Source organism: Lacticaseibacillus rhamnosus (genome assembly GCF_900636965.1).
In the GTDB taxonomy this organism is placed as follows: Bacteria; Bacillota; Bacilli; order Lactobacillales; family Lactobacillaceae; genus Lacticaseibacillus; species Lacticaseibacillus rhamnosus.
In genome coordinates this window covers 2958768-2980888 of sequence record NZ_LR134331.1, presented here as the reverse complement: position 1 = coordinate 2980888, position 22121 = coordinate 2958768, and the positions used below count along the sequence as shown (strand labels likewise).

Here is a 22121-nt window from a genome sequence, read left to right as displayed (position 1 = left end):
AACCGCGGTCAGTGTGATCGCGGTTTTTTTAATACAAAACTGCTCCCGGTAGATTCTTTACACCTATGCAGAACACCATGGCGATTAGCTAGTAAGCGATGCACCCAGTAAGTTCTTCTTTACGTGAATCCCGTTTTCTTTGGCTAACGCGCTATCGTAATGGTGAGCGACTTCGATGACAATTGAAGGGAGTGAGTACATTAATTTTCTGATCTTATAAGCATTCGCATCATCTAGGTTTGCAGAAATTTCATCGAATAAGAAGATGGGGCTTTGTCTTAATAATCCTCGAGCAATCGCGATTCTTTGCGCCTGCCCGCCTGACAAATTGGAGCCATTGTCGCGGATGTGTGTTTCCAACGCATTGCTACCTAGTTCGCGATCTAAGCCGACTAAATTCAAAATATGATGAAGCGTTTCATCCGAGTAATTTTGATACAACGTAATATTTTCACGCAAAGTTGCATTAAACAACCATACATCTTGGGAAACCAGAACAAAATCACCTGTAGTAATCGGGCGCCCCTGGAAGCGAATCGAGCCGTTTGTCGGTTTTATTCTTCCGGTAATGGTCTTTAACAGTGTCGATTTACCAATACCAGAGGGACCGGTTACAATGATTTTTTCACCTGGAGCCAGAGTTAGGTTTAGATGGTTGAATATAACGTGCTGGTCACGCTGAACCGATAAGTTATTAATTGCTAATGTTTTCGGATCTTTGGCGGCGGGCTGAGATTCCTTGGCGTTAGGCGTAAGAAAGACATTTTTGACAATAGGCACGCGTCGTAACTTTTCAGTGCTGACAATCTTGGTTTGAATCTGCGTGAGTTGGCGAATACCACTGATTACGGAGTCTGCGGTTAAAGTTAACGTCACAATAATGCCTTTAGTGACCCCAAACCACCCATTTCTTAAAAAGATAATGCCAATAAAGATAGGGGATAAATAAGCAAAAATGGCAAACGACCATGACACAAACTGAATCCAATACTGGTACGTGTTCATTCGTTCATACTCAGCTTCTTCAAGGTTAAGCTTGTTGTTAAAGCGAGCATAAAAGGCGGGTCCGGCCCCAAAATTAATGATGTCAAATCTGCCGCGAAATAAATCCTTAATGATGAGCATCAAATCAGCATTGGCATGTGTCCATTTCTCGGTTTGGCGCGTCAGTTTATTTCTGCCAAAAGCGCTTGGCAATAGCGATATTAATGAAAACAGTAGATAAATTAAACTTAAAACGAAATTAAGTTTGAGTAGGACAATCACCGATCCAATTAAAGTAATACTGCTTTGAAGGACTGTTAGCAACGACTCAAAGTAGCTTTGTTCAACTTGTTTGGCTACACCGTCAACACGGTTAATGACGTCGGATACTTCAGATGACTCGGAAAGTGACTTCGAGAGGGCATCATCAAAATAGTCCTTCTTTAGTGCTTGGTTAAGTAACCTAATGGCTCGTTGTCCGGCTTTGACAAAGTAATATTCGGCAACGGCAGTGATCGCAAAGGAACCAACAGCAAAGAAAATGAATTCAGCTAGCTTCAGGTTATCCGAAAAGTCAAGTTCAACAAGCTGGCCCAAAACCAAGCCTGACAAGAGTTGCTGGAAGGCACTAGCAAGCGCAAAGCAAACAAGTTTGACTTTTAATAAGGCGGGTAATTGATGCGACACCCAACGCAAATTGATTTTTCTGTATGTATTCATTTTAATCACTCCTTGCACGCTATCAAAACCCGTTGCTAAAGCGGAGTCGCAAAATTGAAGGAAGTGTATCAGTATATGGACGAAAACGACTCCTAAAGATATTAGTTACCAGTCAACCCCTTTTTTTGAGATTGTCAAGATAAACCGCGAACAAATTGCTGAACTAGGGATTAAACGAGCAGAAGTTGCCCTATGAAAACAAATAAATTTATATTATGCTGGTAGCTGTATTAGCTATACCACCTAGTCAATTTTCAAGTGTCGTTCGTGCCCGCGTTTAAAAGGAGTTGTCCAGTTTGATGAAGCAAAGTCTAGTCCAGTCTGTGTGGTTTGTTTTCCTGTTGATCCTAGCTTTTGTGCCTATTTTCGGCATTTTACCCGGTGTTTATCTGTTAGTAACCAGTCAACATGCAGTTAACTTGCAGCCGATGAAGGGATGGATCAGAGGGGCGCTTGTTACTCAAGGATGTTACGTGGTCGCACTGCTTTTAATTGCGGTCTTCTTCGTCCCGCGGTAATCTTCATTTGTGTGCCGCCGATAGCCGCTGAGGCAGGATTTTTGTGCTGGAGGCAGAACCTTGGTATCCTGAGAGCGGTCAGCGATATTCGCGATGAATGGCGACCAATCGCAGGCACAAATTTGTGAGGTATACCGGTATGATCGCTTTTTTACCCCGGATCTTGTTGTCTGGGCTCATGCTACTGATGGTTGTGATGTTGGTACTCTGGCTGTTTGCTATTTGGAAGAAAAGCCAGTTTTCGCTCCTGTTGAAATGCGCGCTGACGCTGTTGATCGTCGTGCTGATGCTGGCAACACTTTATGTCATTTTAGGCATCTTATTGTTTGCGGTTAATACGCCTTAGTTGGATGAACATAACGTATGCTGAGAAAAAGTGTTTGCTTAGGCAGGCACTTTTTCATTGGTTAACACTAGAAACCAATGAAACTAATTTTCGACTTCGTTAGTACGTTTCAATAAAAAACGTGGCAGGTTGCTTGCCACTGACGCGAAAAAAGCCGACAATTAGTAAAACGCCATGCGATAACGCGGTAAGGAGCAAGGGATCATGAGCCAGCCTGATACAGAGGAAATCTTAGAGGTATGCGGCAAGGTCGGGGAGATCATGCTCAATGCGGGCGCGGAAACGTCCCGCATTGAGACGACGGTTGAATATATTGGCCATGCTGCCGGTGCCAAGGTGGCTTGTTATGCAACTATTACAGCTGTTTTTGTCAGTTTGGAGAATGAAAGCCGCACGCGATTGATCAAATCCTCTTTGGGTGGGTTTAATTTACAGAAAGTCGATGAATTGAATCAGCTTTCCCGTGAGTTTGTGGCGCATCAGATTACGTTTGATGCCCTGAAACAAGAAGTGGCCCGGATTGAGCGGCAAGTGATCAATTTTCCTTGGTGGGCGCGGATACTTGGCGCTGGCTGGGTGTCGGTGGCGCCGATGCTGCTTTTTAAAGCGACCAATGGCGACTTGGCTTGGGCTTTTTTTGTCGGGATCTTTGGTTATCTTGCGGCTGAGTTGGTTGCCCGGAAAACGACGACGCCTTATTTTAAAGAAGCAACAGGTGCGTTTGTGGTGGCCATTTTAGCGGAGTTGCTGGCTAATATTGGCTGGGGTGCCAGTTCGGGGAACATTATTATCAGTGCCTTGATGCCGTTGGTGCCGGGGGTGGCGATTACCAATGCGATTCGGGAAATCTTGTCGCGTCAGATTATTAGCGGCATTGTCCGAACAGTTGATGCGGTTTTTGTTGCCGGGGCGATTGGTTCTGGCGTTGTCATTGCCATTGTGTTGACCCAAGTCGTAGGGGGACGGTAACGTGCGATTATTGGTTGAGTTTATCGTGAGTGTTTTATCAAGCATTGGTTTTGGCGTGATCACCAATATTCCTAAACGGGCATTGCTACCGGCAGGCATTACGGGTGGCGTGTCGTGGTGTGCGTATTGGCTGATTAGTCTTCAGGATCATAGCCTAGTGTTGCCTAACTTTACCGCAACGGTGGTGATTGGCTTGTTAGGTAATTATTTTGCCATCCGTCATCGGGTGCCGGTCAATACCATTTACATACCAAGCTTAGTCTCACTTGTCCCAGGCGGCATTGCGTATCTAGGCGCGCGTAGTTTTACCATGGGAAAAGCCGCGAGTGCAGCCCAGCAGATTTATAATGTCATCTTGATTGCCATGGCCTTGGCAGTCGGGTTTGTCGTGGCGGAGGTTATTTTCAAAGCCATGCGCCCATTTTTGATTCGTTTCATTGCTAAGTTACCTAAAGTTCAGACAAAATCACGGAGGGGAAAATCAGCATGAGTTTATTGGCAACCTTGTTACAGGCGCTGGAAGACGATGAACAGGAAATGATTGCGATTCGCCGGCATCTGCATGCACATCCGGAAGTATCGTTTCACGAGAAACAAACGGCTGCTTATATCAAAGCCTATTACACTGCGTTGGATATGTCAGTCGTGCCATGTGGTGACGGTTATGGCATGTACGTCGATATTGAAGGCGGGCAGCCGGGGCCGAAATTGGCGTTACGGGCGGACTTTGATGCCTTGGCGATTCAGGAAGATAATGAGCTCCCGTTTAAATCGCAAAATCCCGGGGTCATGCACGCTTGCGGCCATGATGCGCACACGGCTTACTTATTGGTATTGGCCAAGGAATTGAACAAAATTAAAACCCAATTGTCAGGTTCGATTCGGATCATTCATCAACCTGCAGAAGAAGTATCGCCTGGTGGGGCAAAAGGCATGATTGCAGCTGGGGTCTTAGCTGGGGTTACAAATGTCATCGGAGTTCATGTGATGTCGTCAATGCCAACGGGACTCATCGGCTATCATACTGGCGCAACCCAAACTGGCCGGGCCAATTTTACCGATACGATTATCGGCAAAGGCGGCCACGCTTCCATGCCGCATTTGAGCAACGATGCGATTGTGGCTGGCAGTTATTTGGTCACGGCGCTCCAAACGATCGTATCGCGGCGAATCGATCCTTTTGATACGGCCAGCGTCACGATCGGTTCGTTTGACGGAGTTGGCTCATTTAACGCCATCAAACAGGCGGTGGTGTTAAAAGGCGACGTGCGCGTGATGAAGGAAAGTACCCGGCAGACAATTCACCAGCAGATTGTGACGATGAATCACGGGTTGGAAGCCATGTTTGGGGTACAAACCAAGCTGGATTATGACGATAATTATCCGGTTTTAATCAATGACGCAACGTTGACGAATCAAGCCATGACAGCGATCAAAGCAGCCAAAATTCCCCAAATCACGGCGATCAAGGATACCGGTGTTCAGGATCCGTCTGAAGATTTTGCTTATTTTGCGCAGAAGGTTCCCAGCAGCTTCTTCTACATCGGCTGCCAGCTGCCTGATGGCTCAAACCATCCCCACCACAGTCCTGACTTTATGCTGGACGAAGATGCCATTCTAATCGCGGCTAAGGCTGTGGCTGCGGCGACATTGGGGTATTTGGATCAAAATAAAACCGTACAGTAGTGGCAAAAAATTAGTTGTAAGCGGCTGATCCCTTTGACATTACGAGATGCTACGGGACAAAGTTATGTGACGAGCTGCTAAGGAGATTAATTTGGATTAGAAAAAAGAATCGAAGCACTTTGCTGCGATTCTTTTTAAGTTGGAATTGTTTGGAATTCTTTGCCAAATACTGCAATTCAAGTTCTTTTTGTTCCCTTCGCTTATCCTATTCATGATTTCTGGTCTTCGTCTGCGAATCGCTTGGTCAATATTTCTATTATTGTAACAACTATCCAAATTATTGGGATTATTGTTAATATATTTAAAAGAGATTGCATCAATGTCGCACCAAGCAGCATTCCGAGACCAATATTGGCCAAGGCGAGAATCACCCAAAAGACAAGCTCAAAAACAGGTTTGCTAAACATCAAAAGCTGCGCCTCCGACACCATCCAAATGATCCAATCTCTCAATAACTTCCGGATTTTTGGATTTTGCACCTGATCCTGCGACAGTGGCACTGGTGAGGTACTTTCGCGCACCAACGTGGTTAATGGTTTGTCGTTTGGCTGCCTTCACAATAGTAGCGTTCTTCATGTACATTTCCCCCATCGATCAATTCATGACGTTGCGTTCCTGTCATTAAAGCATCGGTTTCCTTACGCATAATATAGAACAACAGATCGGTAACGGGGCAAAAATATTTTAACGTTGGGTTTTCCGGAATAACCGTCATTTTTTGGAACAAATAAACGTTAAATCGAGTTTTCTCTACGTTAATTTAAGGAAAAATTCAAGCATGTGATGATGTACTCCCAGATCTTTACTAGTTTCAAAAAGGTGAGCCAGACTCTCAGTAATGAAACGAACAAATCAAATCTAGCCGCAGATGTTATACGGAGGATTAAAAAAGCCTTAGTGAGCATTTCCCCACTAAGGCTTTTCAACATCACTAACCCGCTGAACATATCGGTTGATTATGCAGCCGCTTCACTCGTAACTGCTTCGACTTTTTCCATTGCAGCCGCAACTTTTTGCGGCGTCAATGACTTGTCGACTAAGATGAAGGTTTCTTCTGGCTTGGCTGCAAATTCGGCTACTTGAAGGATTTTTTCAGCAACATTTTCGGTAACGTGTAAATCTTCAAGGTTTGTCGGCAGGCCAATCTTTTCATAGAAAGGCAATAATGATCGGATCTCGTCATCGTCACCGGTTTCGGCCAGCTGAACTAAGATACCATAGGCGACTTTGGAGCCATGTAAAACAGCGTGGGTTTCCGGCAAATATGAAAGTCCGTTATGCGTCGCGTGGGCACCTGCAGCACGACCGTCAATACCGCCAAAACCACCGACTTCACCAGCAAGGCCGATGATGGTGTCAGCAACTGCTTCAAACGCTGGCGTATCACGACCGGCGTCAAGATCAGCTAAGGCTTGCTCGGCGTTTTTAAACAGAATTGCCTGAATGGTCTTGGCGGAGGCGCGACTCAATTGACCGTAAGCATTCAGTTGATCGACTTTGTGGCGGGTGATGCCGTCCATTTCGTACCACTTGGCAAGCGTGTCGCCAATCCCGGCAACGAAAAAGTCGTGCGGTGTGCTAAGCAGCAGGTTGTAATCGACCAAGGTGATGTAGGCTGATTTTTTAAAATATTCTACGTAACTGAAGGTGTGGCCCTGCGCATGATAAATGGCGGCCAAGGGCGTGAAGGGTGCACAGTTAGAGGCGAGGGTAGGGATACTGACGAGTTCAGCGCCCAAAGTTTCGGCCGCGACTTTCGCGGTGTCGATCAAGCGGCCGGCACCAATACCCACCACGGCATCGGCTTGACCGATTTCGTCAGCCAAGGCATGACCGTTCTCGTCACTGGCAGAGCCATCATAATGATAAATCGGTAAGTTCAACTTGCCAGGATAAGCCTTGGTGAAGGCTGCGAAACTTTTCTCGCCAGTAATGACGACTGGGTTGGTAAAATCCTTTAAGATCGTATCCAAGTATGCAAGTGCCCCCGCTTCACTGACAAACCGATTAGCGCCGGGACGCAATTCTAAATCCAGCTTCATCGACAAAACCCCTCTCATGTAAATCTCATTTAATGTGATAATTGTTAACATACGCGATGTTATCAATGAAGTCAACCTTAATTTTTAAAAGTTGAAAGTTTCTCAGTATTGAGGGAGAAAGGGGTGTAGACATTTTCGCTTATCGAATTGTTTTTAAAGTGATATACTAACTAATGTGGTGGAGGTTAGTATATGAGTCGAATTAGTGCCAACTTAGCTAAATTAATGAATGATTACACTTCATTCACGTTTGGAACTGCCAGAAGATACAACGTCAGTGCGTATCAACTAGAGAAGAGTATTTCCCAAGGTGTTTTAACAAAACTGAGTATAGGAACGTATGTGGTCTCAGGATATCTAGAAGACGAGATGAGTATTATATCTCAGCGTTTTTCACGAGGGGTATTTTCACAAGAAACAGCACTTGCTTTTTATGATTTAAGTGACGAAATGCCTTGGCGATATACGATGACGTTCCCAAGAGGCTATCACGCAGCCCCTAATGCTTTGAAAGACAATCATATTCACGCACAATACCGAACTGGTCGTTACTATTCAGCAGGCATCACGACAAAGTTAACAGCTGATAAGAATAAAATTTCGATCTACTCTGTTGAACGAGCACTGCTGGATGCCTGGAATTCTCCGAATACTCAGCTTTATGTTAAAAATGATGCGGCAAAGCGTTATATGCAACGAAAAGACAGAAATTATCAAGAGCTGCTGACTCTGGAGAGAGAACTGTATCCAAAATCGACGCTTTCAGAAGTTTTGGAGGTTATTGCCCAATGACGGCTAATCAGATACTCGATAAAATCAACCAGCGAGCTCAAAATCTTGACCTGCCTAAACAATATTTCCAGAAAATGTTTTACTTGGAAAGTTTCTTAAAGCAAGTGTCACAGTTGCTGTAGGAACAGAAAAAACAAAATGCTTGACATTTCCCAGCGACGCAGATAAACTGCTTTCAACTTTAAAAATAACTGATAAAATGATGAAACATCATGAAGTGGAGAGTAATCAGCAACGCAGCTTTAGAGAGTCGATGGCAGGTGGAAATCGATGCAGGCGTCTGATGAAAATGACCGCGGAATGGATTCGGCGATGAGTCGGGTACGCATTAGGCCTGCGTTAAACGGTCTCGGTGTCAACAGGCATCGTAGAGGTTACACGGTAACGAACCAGGGTGGTACCCCGACATTGTCGGCCCTGCTGAATCAATTTTTTGATTCAGCAGGGCCTTTTTTTGTTAAGCGTGAGCCAGCCCGCTTAGAAACCGGAGCATAAGTGGCCTTGGTCGTGATGGCCGGGCTTTGGCCATTGCGACCAAGGTCCTTATGTGCAGGTTTCTGGGCTGGCGAACGCGTTATGGCTTGAGCACCAGCCGACCCTAGTGACCATGTTATCTTTTTCGTTTTCTTAATCCGCTCATCCCGTCCATCACTCTTATCAGTAACGCAAACACACCCATGCGCACATAAAACGCATGACAACAAGGAGGCATTTTTAATGAAGAAATGGGTGAAGTTAGGGTTTTCAGCGGTCGTTGCGCTCAGTCTTGTGGTGATTCTAACGGCATGTGGCACAAGTCAAGCCAGTAGCAAGTCTGCCACTGATCAATTGTCGGACAAAACAATTACGGTGGGTGTCACAGCCGGCCCGCACGAACTGATTATGAAACAGGTCGCAAAATTGGCTCAAAAAGACGGTTTGACGATCAAATTGAAGCAGTTTACCGACTATAACAGTCCGAATGTGGCGTTAAACGATGGCGATTTAGGCGCAAACAGCTATCAGACCCTACCTTTTTTAAAGGAACAGATTAAGTCCAAGAACTTTAAGATTACGCAGGTTTTCAAGACCGTTGCGTTTCCGATGGGCGTTTATTCCAAGAAGATTAAGGATTTGAAGGCGCTCAAAAAAGGCGATTCGATTGCGGTACCAAACGACCCGTCTAACGAGTTACGAGCGCTGCAACTTTTTGAGGCTGCGGGCGTTATTAAGCTCAAGGCTGGTATCAGTCAGAAGGCAACTAAGGCCGATGTCGTCTCCAATCCGTTGGGGCTGAAAATTGAAGAACTGGAAGCATCACAGTTACCGACCCACTTACAGGATGTGACCGCCGCTGCAATCAATACGAATTTTGCATTTGATGCCGGCCTCACAATCAATCAAGATGCAATTTACCATGAAAAGACGACGAACAACCCGTATCCAAATTATTTTGTTGTCCAGACCAAACACCGTAACGATAAAGTGATTAAGCAAATCAAAAAATATTATCAAAGTCAAACGATTAAAGATTACATCGCTAAGAAATTTAAGGGTTCCATTGTCCCGGCATTTTAGTGAAGCAATCAACCAAAAGAGGGATTGAAATGGCGCAATTAACAATCGCATTAGCCCAAATAGACATTGCATTTGGTCAACCGGAGAAGAATTTTCAGACGGTTGCCAATGCCGTGGCTGAAGCGGCACAACAAGGCGCAGAGGTCGTTGTATTGCCGGAAATGTGGAATACCGGCTATGATCTCGAACATCTGACCACCACCGCGAATCCGGATGGGTTGCGGACGAAGGCGTTCTTGAGTGCGCTCGCCCAGCAGTATCATCTGGCAATTGTTGGCGGGTCAGTTGCAGCAGCCGAAAATGGGCACTTTTATAACCGGAGTTTGACGGTTGATCAGCGTGGTCGGCAACTTGCCAAGTACGATAAGGTGCATCGGTTTCGCTTAATGAATGAAGAAAAGTTTATCACAGCCGGAGCAACGGCAGATCATTTTACCCTCGGTGTTCCGGCCAGTGTGGCAATTTGTTATGACTTGCGCTTTCCCGAGTGGTTCCGGCGCATGGCCAGCGATGGCACCCAGCTGTTCTTTCTCCCGGCAGAATGGCCAACACCAAGATTGCCGCAATTTAATGCCTTGCTAGCCGCACGCGCCATTGAGAATCAGGCATATGTGGTCGCGGTGAATCGTGTCGGTAACGATCCGAACAATGCATTTGGCGGACAAAGCCAGGTGGTTGATCCTTTTGGTGAACGGCTGTTGAAGTTAGACGATCAGCCACAGGTAAGGATTGTGACAATTGACCTTGATCGCATTGCAGCCGCGCGCCAGCAGATCCCGGTTTTCACAGATCGCCGGCCGGAACTTTATTAAGCCGTCAGTAAAGGTCGCATCGTTGGGCAATCGTTAATGCTAATTTATTAAAAAGGGGCTTATCCAGTGACATTTTCAGAATCAGAGGTGCTTCAGGCACTGCCGAAGCAATTTTTTGCCAGTTTAGTCAAGCATGTCAATGAACGGATTGCGGCTGGTCATGACGTGATTAATTTGGGTCAAGGCAATCCGGATCAGCCGACACCCGAAAATATTGTTCACGCGACGCAGCAAGCAGTAGCGCGGCCCGGGAACCATAAATATTCGCTTTTTCGCGGACTGCCGACATTTAAGCAAGCAGCGGCCGAGTTCTATGCGCGGGAATATGGCGTTACGTTGGATCCGGAGAAGGAGATAGCGGTTTTGGGCGGTTCCAAAATCGGCTTGGTCGAATTACCGCTTGCACTCATGAATCCCGGGGAAACGATTCTTTTGCCGGACCCGGGCTACCCGGATTATCTATCGGGGGTGACGTTAGCGCGCGTGAAATTAGTCTTAATGACGTTGACCGCCGAAAATAATTGGCTGCCTGATTATACGAAAATTAAACCGGAAGTGGCCGCGGCTGCCAAACTGCTGTATCTGAATTATCCTAATAATCCGACAACCGCGGTGGCTACCCCGGAATTTTATGACGAGACGATCGCCTTTGCCAAGGCCCAGCAGATTGGGATTGTCAGTGATTTTGCTTACGGCGCGCTTGGATTTGATGGCCAGCGTCCGGTGAGTTTTCTGCAGCAGCCTGGTGCCAAAGATGTCGGCATTGAGCTATACACGCTGTCCAAGACCTACAATATGGCGGGATGGCGGTTGGCCTTTGCTGCTGGCAATGCCGACATGATTGAAGCGATTAATCTGATTCAGGATCATCTGTTCGTCTCGGTTTTTCCGGCGATTCAGGAAGCAGGGATTGAAGCACTCCTCGGTGATCAAACGTCAGTCCCGGCACTGGTCGACTTGTATCAGCAACGGCGCGATGCCTGGTTTTCTGCCACCACCGCGATTGGTTGGCACGGTAAAAGTTCACCGGGGACTTTTTACGCATGGATGCCGGTACCAGCTGGATACACCAGTCAGACGTTCACCGAGTTATTGCTCGATCAGGCGGATGTGGCAGTTGCGGCTGGTAACGGATTCGGTCGCCATGGAGAAGGTTATGTCCGGATCGGCTTGCTCACGAGTCCGCAGAGGTTGCAGGAAGCGGCGGAACGGATTGGAAGGTTGGGGTTATTTTAAAACGTTAAGGAAAGGTGCCTGGTCAACTAGTTGATCAAGTGTCTTTTTTATTTGCTTTAAATGTTAATGTTATTTTCGATACTGCCAGTAAACCGAGGCGGTATCGGGGAATGCAATCTATTAATAAAATGATGAACGGTGAAAATGTGACCCATTTGTTATGAAAATGATATAAAATAAATGGTAAGTACTATGATTCTACAATATTAGGATTTATGCCTTTTTTTGTATTTTAATGTGGTAAATAACTAGGAGGGGTCATATCGTGAAGTTCGGGTCTAAACGGACGGTGGCTGCTTTGCGAACAAAACAAACAGTGCATGTTCGCTTTCGAATGTACAAGGCAAAGAAGCGCTGGCTAATTGCAGGCACGGCATTATTATTGATGCCTGCACTTTTTCAGCCGGGGCAGGAGGTTCACGCTGACAGCAAATCCCCACAAACGACAGCCGTTACCAGTCAGTCCGGTGCTACAGCAGAAACGACTGCAAAAACAGCGACTGGTAACACACAGCCAGCCGGCACAACAACGCAAAATACAGCGGCTGCTTCAAGTAGTGCGGCTGTCAACGCTGCTAGTTCTGCAACTCAGTCATCTGCATCAAGCATCGCTAGTTCAGCTGTAGCGTCAACCGGCGATTCAGCAGCAAGCACGAGTGATGCAACCGATTCGAAGTCGCTAGCGACAGGTTCGGCAGCAGTTAAACCGCAAACGGTGACCCAAGAAGACCGCTCACTTGCATCCGCAGCTGTTCAGACAACTTCGGCCGCAGCATCATCGACGGCTTCATCTGCATCGTCACAAGCATCCTTAGCAGCACAATCGGCAACAACAACTCAGGCCAACACGCAAGCTCCGGCCAATGCAACAGCTGCTGAAAGTACGCAGACCATTGGCGACTATACCTACAGTCTTGATACGGCAAACGGTACAGCAACGGTTACCGGCCGCGCCAACGCCAACGTCACCGATATTAACATTGGCGCGTCTGTTACCTATAATGGCCAAACTTTTAAAGTGACGGCGATTAACAATGGCGCTTTTGCAACGCTTAATAATTTGGGTAATGTTAATGTGGCTGATACCGTCACGTCCATTGGCGAAAATGCTTTTGCATACAGTCAATTCACAGGCAATATTACAATTGAAAATGCTATTGATGTTGGTAGTGCAGCTTTCGCTAGTGTAAAGGCGGTTTCTGTCACTCTTAATGGCACTGCCAATATTGGAACAAAGACCTTCGCTTATGCAAACTTGAGTGGTGGTATAACCATTGCTGATGCTAAGACTATCGAGACACAGGCATTCTTTGGTCTTACAGCTTCATCTTTAAAAATTGATGGTCAAGCCGATATTAGCGAGTCTGCTTTTGAGTCTGCCAATATTGCTGGGGATGTTACCGTTAATAATGCACAGACGATTGATAAAAATGCATTTGCTAGCCTCAAGGCGCAAGCGCTCACTATAAATGGACAAACCGATATTGGTGAGGGAGCGTTTATATACGCCCAAATCACAGGTTCTGTTAATATTACAGGCGCAAATACGATTGGTGATAATGCTTTTCAGTTTGCTAAGGTAACAGACGCTATCAATGTGCCAGATAACGTTGCACTTGGTGAGAAGGCTTTTTATCAAGTGTATGCGGCATCACTATCACTGAATGGCGCGGCAACGACTTTTGGCAATCAAGCCTTTGCCATGTCGAGAATTGGTCAGGTGACGATCAACGCAGCAACTATTGATCAGCAGGCGTTTTTCCATCTTTATACTGATCAGTTAACATTTGGTGATGATGTTCGCGTGATCACGGATGGGGCGTTTCAGTTTATTGAAAATACTAAGGAATTACCGCAAATTGACGGAAAAGATAATCCGAAAAATCAAATTGACTCACTTAATCTCTCGGCTAATATTAAGACAATCACGAATGCAGCTTTTTATGCTGCTAAAATTACGGTAATTACAGTGGCACCTGACAGTCAGCTAACGACGCTTGGGTATCAAGCCTTTGCCTTTGCAACTGTAACTTCAATGGATATGCCTGATTCATTAGAGCAGATTGGTGACCAGGCTTTTTATGGCGGGAAGCTTGTGAAAGTAGCGTTTGGACCCAAATTGCAGTCAATTGGTAATCTGGCCTTTGCTGAATTTGGCCCACTAGGGAATGCTGACTTTAGCCGAGCAACGGCACTTGAGACAATTGGAGATAGTGCCTTTGCATACAATACTATCAATAATGCAATTGCATTTCCGGCAAAACTGGTCTCAATTGGCAATGCAGCGTTTGTTGGCAATCGAATTCCGGCATTGAAATTAAATAACGGTTTGCAAACAATTGGGGACACGGCTTTTGGATACAATCAGATTCAAAATGAGCTGGTTGTACCAGATAGCGTGACTGATATCGGGAAGTACGCGTTTGTTTACAACTCTATCAGCAACCTGACATTAGGTAACGGGTTAAAAACGATTGGTCAAGAAGCCTTTGAAGCCAATGTCATTTTAAATGCGCTGACAATTCCGAGCAGCGTCACGACCATTGGGGCAAAAGCTTTCAACGTTAATTTGATGCCTAAAGTGATCATTGCAGGCGCACCGGTCATCGGTAAGGAAGCTTTCTCAACGAACCGGATCACGGTTTTACAAGCAAGCACTGCGCAGCCAGCTACACCAGATGCGCTCAATCAAAGTGCAGATGCTTATACAGACTCAGCCCACGTAAGCCTAAGTGACTTCTTTGATGTCGCCATTTCTGGTGTTACTCACCAAGACATCGTTGTTTCAAACATCAAAGGTTCGAATGGGGTCAAAGTGACCTTCGATACGGCAAGCAAGTCATTTAAGATGCCAGCGCAAACGCAGGGATTCAGTTTTGACTGGTCTTTGAAAGGAAACGATGGGGTCACATATACAGGTCATTACAATGTTCATCTTGATGATCCGGTGATTCGTGCCCATGATATCAGTCTTTTCACCGGCCAGGTTTGGAAGCCGGAATTGAATTTTATAGATGCAGTCAAACAAGATGGCACCAGTGTTCCTTTAAGCGAACTGACATGGACGGTCACGGATGAAAACGGGAAGATTGTTTCGGAGAAAGATAAGAACGGTATTGTTACCGGTGACGTGGATAATACGCAGCCGACAACGTATACGGTGACATACACTTACGGCGCTGAAAGCGGTTCGGCGAAAATCTATTACAATCAGCGTCTGGCAGCTTCTTATGCGTTGGTCGGGACTCAAACCACAACGGCAACAGGCCAGCCAATTACAGTTGATACCAAGCAATTTTCATTAAGTTTGGGTGAAGGCTTTGATGCTGGGACACTTCAGCTGAGTGATCTTAATTTCTTTGACGCCAATGGTAATCAAGTTGCCGCTGATGCGCTGACGGCAACTGGTGTTTGCACCGTTTAGCTTTCACAAGCCGCTTGGGATCGCATTGCTAAACTGACTAATGACGACGGTCAGTCTGCGGCTAATTTTAACTTTACGGGTACAAGTACGGCACAGTTGATTATTGGTCTGACAGCAACCGGCAAGCTTGGTAATGGCGGATTTGTATATGATGGGACAACACTGGCCAGTCAGGCTAATGATTTAGCAGTCACGGTGGTCTTGAGTGATGGTACGCAACAAACGATGAACTTGACAGCTGCAGATATTACACTGGTCGAAAAAAATTCGGCAAATGCCGGTACGTATCACTATTTGCTCAACAGTGTCGGTTTAGCACGGTTGCAAGATCTCCTCGGAGAAACTGTCACAATTGACCAAACTGAAATTAATCAAGTTTCTGGTACGATCACGATTACACCGGCCGAAGCTACAGCCAGAGGAAGCAATGTCTCCTTTGTTTATGACGGTCAAACTAAGGCCAGTGACGCTAAGGGGATTCAGGCAACGCTTAAACTTGGAAATTCGAGTCGATCAGTGGCATTAGCCTCAAGCGATATTGTTGTCAATAATGACGGATTAAACGCTGGACAATATAGCTATAAGCTAAGTGACGCCGGTATTGCTAAGTTACAACAAGCAGCAGGATCTAACTATCTGGTAGACACAACCGATTTGTCAGGCACTGTTACGATTACACCAGCAGCGGCCACAGCCACGGGCAACGATGTCACCTTTGTTTATGATGGACAAACCAAAGCGAGTGGGGCTAAAGGTATTCAAGCCGCATTGAAACTTGGAGACACAGAGCAAAGGGTAGCTCTGTCTCTAGCAGATATTGTTGTTAATAATGACGGTGTCAATGCTGGTCAGTATAGCTACAAGTTAAGTGAGACTGGTATCGCTAAGTTGCAACAAGCAGCGGGAACTAACTATCAGTTAAGCACGACTGACTTAGCGGGTAACATTACGATTACGCCAGCCGTTGCCACAGCAGATAGCAATGACGTTTCGTTTGAGTACGATGGTAAGACAAAAGCCAGTGAAGCTAAAGGTATTCAAGCCACGGTTAAGCTGGGTGAGTTTGGACAAGTTGTTGCTCTAACATCGGCTGATATTGTTGTTGTGAATGATGGTGTAGATGCAGGCAAGTACAGTTATCAGCTGAGTGACGCTGGTAAAGCCAAGTTACAAGCAGTAACTGGAAATAATTATCAGTTGACTGCAGACGATTTGGCCAAGGTTGCTGGAACTATCACGATCACGCCAGCTACCACCACAGTTGATAGCAATGACGTTTCATTCGAATACGATGGTAAGACCAAGGCCAGTGAAGCCAAAGGAATTCAAGCCATAATCAAACTAGGCGAAGGCGAAAAGACCGTTTACCTGACGTCAGCTGACATTGTTGTTGAGAATGATGGTGTAGATGCAGGTCAGTACAATTATCAGCTGAGTGATACTGGCAAAGCCAAGTTACAGTCAGCAACCGGAAATAACTACCAGCTAACGGCAGACGATCTAGCTAAGGTCACGGGAACCATCACGATAACGCCGGCCGTTGCCACAGTGGCCAGCAATGACGTTTCATTCGAATATGACGGCAAGACGAAAGCCAGTGAAGCCAAAGGTATTCAAGCCACGGTAACGCTAGGTGAAACTGAAAAAAAGGTTGGCCTGACATCGGCTGATATTGTTGTTGCCAATGACGGAGTAACCGTTGGTAAATACACTTACAGTCTGAGCGACAGCGGTAAAGCTAAGTTACAAGCGGCAACAGGAGGGAACTATCAGTTAACGACAGAGGTTTTGGATAAGGTTTCAGGAAGCATCACAATCACCCCTGCTGGAGCAATAGCAACAGGCAAGGACGCTCACTTTGAGTACGATGGAAAAACGAAAGCCAGTGAAGCTAAGGGCATTCAAGCGATTTTGACTATTGACGGGACTGAAAAGACCGTTGACCTGACCTCGGGGGACATTGTTGTTGCGGATGATGGTGTAGATGCAGGTCAGTACGGGTACAAACTGAGTGACACTGGCAAGGCTAAGTTACAGTCGGTAGCAGGGAACGACCATCAGCTAACTGCAGACGATCTGGCTAAAGTCACGGGAATCATTACGATCACGCCAGCCGTTGCCACAGCGGCCAGCAATGACGTTTCATTTGAGTATGACGGCAAGACAAAGGCCAGTGAAGCTGCAGGTATTCAAGCCATGGTTAAGCTGGGTGAGTCTGAACAAGTTGTTGCTCTAACATCGGCTGATATTATTGTTGTGAATGATGGTGTAAATGCAGGTCAGTACAGCTATAATCTGAGTGATGCTGGTAAGGCTAAGCTACAGGCAGCAACCGGAAATAACTACCAGCTAACGGCAGATGATCTGGCTAAAGTCACGGGAACCATTACGATCACGCCAGCCGTTGCCACGGCAAACGGCAATGACGTTTCATTTGAATATAACGGCAAAACCAAGGCCAGTGAGGCTAAGAGTATTCAAGCTACAGTCAAACTAGGCGAAACTGAAAAAACGGTTGACCTGACGTCAGATGATATTGTTGTTGAGAATGATGGTGTAGATGCAGGCAAATACAGTTATCAGTTGAGTGATGCTGGTAAAGCTAAATTGCAGGCCGCAATCGGAAATAACTATCAGCTAACTACAGAAGATCTGGCTAAAGTCGCGGGAGCTATCACGATCACGCCAGCCGTTGCCACAGCAGATAGCAATGACGTTTCGTTCGAATATGACGGCAAGACGAAAGCCAGTGAAGCCAAAGGTATTCAAGCCACAGTAACACTAGGCGAGACTGAAAAAACAGTTGACCTGACGTCAGCTGACATTGTTGTTGAGAATGATGGTGTAGATGCAGGCAAATACAGTTATCAGTTGAGTGATGCTGGTAAGGCCAAGCTACAGGCCGCAACCGGAAATAACTACCAGCTCACGGCAGACGATTTAGCTAAAGTCATGGGAACCATCACGATCACGCCAGCCGCTGTCACAGCAGACAGCAATGACGTTTCGTTCGAATATGACGGCAAGACGAAAGCCAGTGAAGCCAAAGATATTCAAGCCACGATAGCACTAGGCGAAACTGAAAAAACGGTTGACCTGACGTCAGCTGACATTGTTGTTGCCAACGATGACGTAAACGCCGGTCAGTACAGCTATCAGCTAAGTGATGCTGGTAAGGCTAAGCTGCAAGCCGCAACTGGAAATAACTATCAGTTGACTGCAGACGATTTGGCTAAGGTTGCTGGAACAATCACAATCACGCCAGCTACCACTACAGCGGATAGCAATGACGTTTCATTTGAATACGATGGTAAGACCAAGGCCAGTGAAGCCAAGGGTATTCAAGCCACAATCAAATTAGGCGAAATTGAAAAAACGGTTGACCTATCGTCAGCTGACATTATCGTTGCCAATGACGGAGTAATCGTTGGCAAATACACTTATAGTCTGAGCGACAGCGGCAAATCTAAATTACAGGCGGCAACAGGAAGTAATTATCAGTTAACGACAGAGGCTTTGGATAAGGTTTCAGGAAGCATTACAATCACCCCTGCTGGAGCAATCGCAACAGGCAAGGATGCTCACTTTGAGTACGATGGAAAAACGAAAGTCAGTGAAGCTAAAGGCATTCAAGCGATTTTGACCATTGACGGGACTGAAAAGAATATTGACCTGACCTCGGGGGACATTGTTGTTGCGGAGGATGGCGTAGATGCAGGCAAGTACAGTTATCGACTGAGCGATGCTGGTAAAGCTAAGTTACAGAGGGAAGCAGGGAGCGATCATCAGCTAACCGCAGACGACTTGGCTGAAGTCACGGGAACTATCACGATCACGCCAGCCATTGCCACAGCAGATAGTAATGACGTTTCATTTGAATATAATGGCAAGACCAAGGCCAGTGAAGCTGAAGGTATTCAAGCCACGGTTATGCTGGGTGAGTCTGGACAAGTTGTTGCTCTAACATCGGCTGATGTTGTTGTTGTGAATGATGGTGTAGGTGCAGGCAAGTACAGCTATCAGCTGAGTGATGCTGGTAAAGCTAAGCTACAAGCCGCAACCGGAAATAACTACCAGCTTACGGCAGACGATTTAGCTAAAGTCACGGGAACCATCACGATCACGCCAGCCGCTGTCACAGCAGACAGCAATGACGTTTCGTTCGAATATGACGGCAAGACGAAAGCCAGTGAAGCCAAAGATATTCAAGCCACGATAGCACTAGACGAAACTGAAAAAACGGTTGACCTGACGTCAGCTGACATTATTGTTGCCAACGATGACGTAAACGCTGGTCAGTACAGCTATCAGCTAAGTGATGCTGGTAAAACTAAATTGCGGGCCGCAACCGGAAATAACTACCAGCTAACTGCAGACGATCTGGCTAAAGTCGTGGGGACCATCACGATTACGCCAGCTATCACCACAGTTGATAGCAATGACGTATCATTCGAATATGATGGCAAGACCAAGGCCAGTGAAGCTAAAGGTATCCAAGCTACAGTTAAACTAGGCGAAAGCGAAAAGACCGTTGACTTAACATCAGCCGACATTATCGTTGCTAATGACGGAGTAACCGTTGGCAAATACACTTACAGTCTGAGTAGCAGCGGCAAAGCTAAGTTGCAAACCGCAACTGGAAATAACTACCAGCTAACGGCAGACGATCTGGCTAAAGTCACGGGAACCGTAACGATCACACCAGCCATTGCCACAGCAAACAGCAATGACGTATCATTCGAATATGATGGCAAGACCAAGGCCAGTGAAGCTAAAGGTATCCAAGCCGTAGTCAAGCCAGGCGAAAGCGAAAAGACCGTTGACTTAACATCAGCCGACATTATCGTTGCCAATGACGGAGCAACCGTTGGCAAATACACTTACAGTCTGAGCGACAGCGGCAAAGCTAAGCTGATAGCAGCAACCGGAAATAACTATCAGCTAACTGCAGACGATCTGGCTAAAGTCACGGGAACCATCACGATCACGCCAGCCGTTACCACAGCAGATAGCAATGACGTTTCATTCGAATATGACGGTAAGACCAAGGCCAGTGAAGCCAAAGGTATTCAAGCCACGGTAACACTAGGCGAAACTAAAAAAACGGTTGAGCTGATGTCAGCTGATATTGTTGTTGAGAATGATGATGTAGATGCTGGCAAGTACAGCTATCAGCTGAGCGATGCTGGTAAAGCTAAGCTGATAGCAGCAACCGGAAATAACTACCAGCTAACGGTAGACGATCTGGCTAAAGTCACGGGAACCATCACGATCACGCCAGCTACCACCTCAGTTGATAGCAATGATGTTTCGTTCGAATATGATGGCAAAACCAAGGCCAGTGAAGCTCAGGGCATTCAGGCCACAGTCAAACTAGGCGAAAACGCAAAAACCGTTGCGCTAACCGCGGCTGACATTGTTGTCGTCAATGACGGGGTCAATGCTGGCCAGTACGGCTATAAGTTAAGTGCTGCTGGTATGACAAAGCTACGCCAGGCAACAGGAAATAATTATCAATTTAAAAAGGAGGACTTAATCAAACTTGGCGGCACGGTCACGATCACGCCAGCTACGGCATTAGCTGATCTGAATGATGTTTCATTTAGTTATGATGGACAAACTAAGGCGAGTCAGGCACACGACTTAACTGCCAACATCAAACTTGGTACTAAGGTTGTTTCGGTACATCTGAACGCCACAGACATTCTTGTAACCGATGATGGTGTGGGCGTAGGTCAGTACCAATACAAATTGGATGCTAACGGAATCGCTAAATTACGTCAGGCATCAGGTGATAATTACCAATTTGATGCCAAAGTCTTGGCGGGATTGACTGGTACGATTACAATCAAACCGGTTACCGGTGCGGTGACGGTTAATGACACGTCTTTTGTTTATGATGGTCATACTAAAGCAAGTGCCGCCGCGGGATTACAGGCAAGCCTTTACCTGCCGCAAGCCGAGGCCAAAACAACGATACAACTGACTCGGGAAGATATCCTTGTGACAAATGACGGCACAGCAGCAGGTACGTATCGTTATCGGTTGAGCCAAACCGGTATCGCCAAGTTACAGAAGGCTGTTGGCAAGAACTACGAGTTAGATCAAGATGAATTGGCGGGATTGACCGGCACCATTACGATTACGCCGCTAACGGTGAATGCCACAGTTAATCATGGTCAGTTCCAATACAACGGTGTCACTCGTGCAAGTCAAGCAGGCGGATTAGCGATAACTGTCCAACTGCCAGAAAAGTCTCAAAAGATCGCCTTGACGAACACAGATATTGCAGTTGAAAACGACAGCGTCAATGTCGGGACGTACACGTATCATTTGACAGCAAGCGGGCTGGCTAAATTGGCCGTAGCGATTGGTCCTAATTATCAGGTTACTGATCAAACGTTCAGCGGAACCATCACCATTACACCAGCGCCTATATCTGCAACGCTCAGTGGTCGTCAAAAGAAAACTTACGATGGCCAGCCAGGCGCTTTGAATGACGACTATTATCGGTTAGTTTTGGGTGACGGAACTGAAATTCAGCTTCAAGCCGGCGATCTGATCTTTGTAGACGGTCAAGCTCCTGTTAATCCGGGAAGCTATGCGGTAGCTCTCAGCACATCTGGCCTGCAACGAATCAAGGCGTTGTTGCCAAATAATCTGTTGAAAAATGTTAACACGCAGCAGGCTATTTTTGAGATTGTTGCCTTGCCAAGTCCTGATCCTGGGACCGGAACAACGCCGGATACGCCGGGTCATCACTTGCCGGATACCGGAACGGATACTGGGACAACGCCGGGAACGCCTGATCATCACTTGCCGAATACAGGCACTGGCACCCAACAGTCCGAGATCTCCACGCATAATGGAACGAAACATCGACTTCCACAAACAGGCGATACTCAGTCACAAACACTAAGCCTCATGGGATTGTTGCTGGCAACGATGAGCGGCTTATTCGGATTAGCTGGCCGGAAACGGAAAGCGCACCGTTAACCGTTTTGTTAAAAATGTAGTGATTAAAAAGATCCTATC

16 protein-coding genes and 1 other annotated feature are annotated in these 22121 nt (G+C 46.4%); of the genes, 12 read left to right on the top strand and 4 right to left on the bottom strand.

The window, feature by feature from the left end; all coding sequences use genetic code 11:
- Positions 1-84 precede the first annotated feature (84 nt).
- The gene (locus EL173_RS14975) at positions 85-1704 is read right to left on the bottom strand and encodes an ATP-binding cassette domain-containing protein (protein ID WP_015764796.1); all 1620 of its coding nucleotides are present in this window, start codon (positions 1702-1704) and stop codon (positions 85-87) included.
- A gap of 299 nt (positions 1705-2003) precedes the next feature.
- On the opposite strand from EL173_RS14975, the gene EL173_RS14970 reads away from it, so the two are divergent.
- From EL173_RS14970 to EL173_RS14950, 5 genes are all read left to right on the top strand, one after another.
- Positions 2004-2222: a hypothetical protein gene (locus EL173_RS14970; protein ID WP_005690413.1), complete on the top strand. Its 219-nt coding sequence runs from the start codon at positions 2004-2006 to the stop codon at positions 2220-2222.
- 139 nt (positions 2223-2361) lie between these two features.
- Positions 2362-2568, top strand: a complete 207-nt coding sequence (locus EL173_RS14965) for a hypothetical protein (protein WP_014571746.1) — start codon at positions 2362-2364, stop codon at positions 2566-2568.
- 204 nt (positions 2569-2772) lie between these two features.
- Positions 2773-3537 (top strand): threonine/serine exporter family protein, encoded by a 765-nt coding sequence (locus tag EL173_RS14960; RefSeq protein WP_005690417.1) that lies wholly within the window; start codon positions 2773-2775, stop codon positions 3535-3537.
- A 1-nt stretch (position 3538) separates the two neighbouring features.
- Positions 3539-4027, top strand: a complete 489-nt coding sequence (locus tag EL173_RS14955) for a threonine/serine exporter family protein (RefSeq protein WP_005685708.1) — start codon at positions 3539-3541, stop codon at positions 4025-4027.
- Positions 4024-5223: an amidohydrolase gene (locus EL173_RS14950; protein WP_014571744.1), complete on the top strand. Its 1200-nt coding sequence runs from the start codon at positions 4024-4026 to the stop codon at positions 5221-5223. The genes EL173_RS14955 and EL173_RS14950 overlap by 4 nt, the downstream gene beginning before the upstream one ends.
- Positions 5224-5432: 209 nt before the next feature.
- Here the strand turns inward: EL173_RS14950 and EL173_RS14945 are convergent, their stop codons facing one another.
- From EL173_RS14945 to EL173_RS14935, 3 genes are all read right to left on the bottom strand, one after another.
- Entirely contained in the window at positions 5433-5630 is a 198-nt protein-coding gene (locus EL173_RS14945; RefSeq protein WP_005690424.1) for a hypothetical protein, read from the bottom strand.
- Positions 5623-5799 carry a hypothetical protein gene (locus EL173_RS15195; RefSeq protein WP_014571743.1) on the bottom strand — a complete coding sequence of 59 codons (177 nt, stop codon included), beginning with the start codon at positions 5797-5799 and terminating at the stop codon, positions 5623-5625. Before EL173_RS15195 ends, EL173_RS14945 begins: the two co-directional genes overlap by 8 nt.
- Positions 5800-6179: 380 nt before the next feature.
- Entirely contained in the window at positions 6180-7265 is a 1086-nt protein-coding gene (locus tag EL173_RS14935; protein WP_019728286.1) for an iron-containing alcohol dehydrogenase family protein, read from the bottom strand.
- 192 nt (positions 7266-7457) lie between these two features.
- On the opposite strand from EL173_RS14935, the gene EL173_RS14930 reads away from it, so the two are divergent.
- From EL173_RS14930 to EL173_RS14895, 7 genes are all read left to right on the top strand, one after another.
- Positions 7458-8057, top strand: a complete 600-nt coding sequence (locus EL173_RS14930; RefSeq protein WP_005690430.1) for a type IV toxin-antitoxin system AbiEi family antitoxin domain-containing protein — start codon at positions 7458-7460, stop codon at positions 8055-8057.
- Positions 8054-8179, top strand: coding sequence for a hypothetical protein (locus EL173_RS15365; RefSeq protein ID WP_005690432.1), 126 nt, complete (start codon positions 8054-8056; stop codon positions 8177-8179). Before EL173_RS14930 ends, EL173_RS15365 begins: the two co-directional genes overlap by 4 nt.
- A gap of 81 nt (positions 8180-8260) precedes the next feature.
- Positions 8261-8479 (top strand) — a binding site (T-box leader).
- A 295-nt stretch (positions 8480-8774) separates the two neighbouring features.
- Entirely contained in the window at positions 8775-9614 is an 840-nt protein-coding gene (locus EL173_RS14915; RefSeq protein WP_005690435.1) for a MetQ/NlpA family ABC transporter substrate-binding protein, read from the top strand.
- A gap of 29 nt (positions 9615-9643) precedes the next feature.
- Positions 9644-10426 carry a carbon-nitrogen family hydrolase gene (locus EL173_RS14910; RefSeq protein WP_014571739.1) on the top strand — a complete coding sequence of 261 codons (783 nt, stop codon included), beginning with the start codon at positions 9644-9646 and terminating at the stop codon, positions 10424-10426.
- A 66-nt stretch (positions 10427-10492) separates the two neighbouring features.
- Positions 10493-11662 (top strand): pyridoxal phosphate-dependent aminotransferase, encoded by a 1170-nt coding sequence (locus EL173_RS14905; protein ID WP_014571738.1) that lies wholly within the window; start codon positions 10493-10495, stop codon positions 11660-11662.
- 265 nt (positions 11663-11927) lie between these two features.
- Positions 11928-15086, top strand: a complete 3159-nt coding sequence (locus EL173_RS14900; protein ID WP_019728397.1) for a leucine-rich repeat protein — start codon at positions 11928-11930, stop codon at positions 15084-15086.
- Positions 15087-15182: 96 nt separating this feature from the next.
- The gene (locus tag EL173_RS14895) at positions 15183-22082 is read left to right on the top strand and encodes an MBG domain-containing protein (protein WP_020752329.1); all 6900 of its coding nucleotides are present in this window, start codon (positions 15183-15185) and stop codon (positions 22080-22082) included.
- The last annotated feature ends 39 nt before the right edge of the window (positions 22083-22121 follow it).

What these genes read in the sequence shown, in the direction of transcription:
- EL173_RS14975 (WP_015764796.1), bottom strand. Translation starts at nt 1,704, where the DNA reads ATGAATACATACAGAAAAATCAATTTGCGTTGGGTGTCGCATCAATTA.
- EL173_RS14970 (WP_005690413.1), top strand. Translation starts at nt 2,004, where the DNA reads ATGAAGCAAAGTCTAGTCCAGTCTGTGTGGTTTGTTTTCCTGTTGATC.
- EL173_RS14965 (WP_014571746.1), top strand. Translation starts at nt 2,362, where the DNA reads ATGATCGCTTTTTTACCCCGGATCTTGTTGTCTGGGCTCATGCTACTG.
- EL173_RS14960 (WP_005690417.1), top strand. Translation starts at nt 2,773, where the DNA reads ATGAGCCAGCCTGATACAGAGGAAATCTTAGAGGTATGCGGCAAGGTC.
- EL173_RS14950 (WP_014571744.1), top strand. Translation starts at nt 4,024, where the DNA reads ATGAGTTTATTGGCAACCTTGTTACAGGCGCTGGAAGACGATGAACAG.
- EL173_RS14945 (WP_005690424.1), bottom strand. Translation starts at nt 5,630, where the DNA reads ATGTTTAGCAAACCTGTTTTTGAGCTTGTCTTTTGGGTGATTCTCGCC.
- EL173_RS15195 (WP_014571743.1), bottom strand. Translation starts at nt 5,799, where the DNA reads ATGAAGAACGCTACTATTGTGAAGGCAGCCAAACGACAAACCATTAAC.
- EL173_RS14935 (WP_019728286.1), bottom strand. Translation starts at nt 7,265, where the DNA reads ATGAAGCTGGATTTAGAATTGCGTCCCGGCGCTAATCGGTTTGTCAGT.
- EL173_RS14930 (WP_005690430.1), top strand. Translation starts at nt 7,458, where the DNA reads ATGAGTCGAATTAGTGCCAACTTAGCTAAATTAATGAATGATTACACT.
- EL173_RS15365 (WP_005690432.1), top strand. Translation starts at nt 8,054, where the DNA reads ATGACGGCTAATCAGATACTCGATAAAATCAACCAGCGAGCTCAAAAT.
- EL173_RS14915 (WP_005690435.1), top strand. Translation starts at nt 8,775, where the DNA reads ATGAAGAAATGGGTGAAGTTAGGGTTTTCAGCGGTCGTTGCGCTCAGT.
- EL173_RS14910 (WP_014571739.1), top strand. Translation starts at nt 9,644, where the DNA reads ATGGCGCAATTAACAATCGCATTAGCCCAAATAGACATTGCATTTGGT.